The organism is Nocardia araoensis NBRC 100135, assembly GCF_000308435.1.
Lineage (GTDB): Bacteria > Actinomycetota > Actinomycetes > Mycobacteriales > Mycobacteriaceae > Nocardia > Nocardia araoensis.
On sequence record NZ_BAFR01000024.1, the window covers coordinates 1 to 1,885 of the forward strand.

General features: G+C 69.7%; 1 protein-coding gene. It reads left to right on the plus strand.

Translation table 11 applies throughout. The features are described from left to right. On the plus strand, positions 1-1,885 hold a 1,885-nt coding region (locus ON21_RS03700), incomplete at both ends, for a condensation domain-containing protein (RefSeq protein WP_039795304.1).

Consider the following 1,885-nt stretch of genomic DNA (forward strand, 5'->3'; position numbering starts at 1 on the left):
CGGTGCCCGGGGGTGAGTCAGGCGGTGGTACTGGTTCGTGCCGACGAGCATGCCGGTGACCGTTTGATCGGGTACGTGGTCTCCGACACCGGGGCGAACCTGGACGCGTCGGTGCTGCGCACGCAGGTCTCGGAGTTCCTGACCGGGTACATGGTGCCGGATGCGGTGATGGTGTTGGACGCGTTGCCGTTGACGGCGAACGGGAAACTGGACCGTAAGGCGTTGCCCGCGCCGCAGGTGGTGTCGGCGGCGGTGTTCCGCGCGCCGGGTTCGCCGGTGGAGCAGGCGGTGGCCGAGGTGTTCGCCGGGTTGCTGGGCGCCGCGGAGGTCGGGTTGGACGACGACTTCTTCGCGTTGGGCGGTAACTCGCTGCTGGCCACCCGCGTCATCGCCCGGATCAACGAAGCCCTCGACGCCGATGTCGCGGTGCGGGAGTTGTTCGAAGCCCCCACCGTCGCCGCGCTGGCCGCCCGCGTGGTCCCCGGCGCCGCCGCGGGCACCCGCACCGTACTCGCACGCGTCGAACGCGGCGAACCGATCCCGCTGTCGCTGGCCCAGCAACGCATGTGGGTGCTCAACCAGTTCGACCCCGCCTCCGCGGCCTACAACATCCCCCTGGCGATCCGGCTGCACGGCGCGCTGGATGTCTCCGCCCTGCGCTACGCACTGGCCGACGTCCTCGAACGCCACGAATCCCTGCGCACCCGCTACCCCGCCGGCGGCCCCGGCGGGCTACCGTTCCAGCAGATCCTCACCGTCGACCAAGCCCTGCCCACCGGCCTGGACGTCGTCGTCACCGACGACCCCCTCACCCACATCACCGACCTGGTGACGACCGGGTTCGACGTCACCACCGAAGTCCCCGTCCGCGCCCTGCTGCTGGAAACCAGCCCCGATGAACACCTGCTGGCGTTCGTGGCCCACCACATCGCCGCCGACGGCGCCTCCATGGCCCCACTGGCCCGCGACCTGATGACCGCCTACCTCGCCCGCATCGGCGGCAACTCCCCCCGCTGGGCGCCGCTGGAAGTGCAATACGCCGACTACGCCATCTGGCAACGCCAGGTCATCGGCACCGACGACGACGAAACCTCCGTCGCCGCACGCCAACTCACCTACTGGCGCCACCAGCTGGCCGGCCTGAGCGGGCCCACCGAACTCCCCACCGACCGCCCCCGCCCCGCCACACCCAGCATGCGCGGCGCCAACACCGGCTTCGCGGTCCCCCCACACATCCACCAAGCCCTCACCGAGCTGGCCCGCGCCCACAACTGCACCCTGTTCATGGTCGTGCACGCCGCGGTCGCGGTCCTGCTGGCCCGGCTGTCGGGCGACCCGGACGTCGCGATCGGCACCCCCATCGCCGGACGCGGGCAACGCGCCCTCGACGAGCTGGTCGGCATGTTCGTCAACACCCTCACCCTGCGCACCCGCGTGGAAAACACCATGAGCTTCACCGAACTCATCGACCAAGCCCGCGAAACCGACCTCGCCGCCTTCGCCAACGCCGACATCCCCTTCGAACGCGTCGTCGAAGTCGTCGCCCCCGGCCGCGCCACCACCCACAACCCCCTGTTCGGGGTCGTCCTGTCGTTCCAGAACAACGAACAACCCACCCTCCAGTTGCCCGGCCTCACCGTCACCGCCCTGGACACCGACACCGTCGCCGCCAAATTCGACCTGCAAGTCAACATCAACCCCCACCACCACGACGACGGCACCCCCGCCACCCTCGACACCATCTTCACCTACGCCACCGACCTGTTCGACGAAACCACCATCCACACCCTCGGCCACCGCCTCGAACGCATCCTCACCACCATCGCCACCAACCCCCACACCCCCATCGGCGACATCGACATCCTCGACCCCACCGAACGGGAAA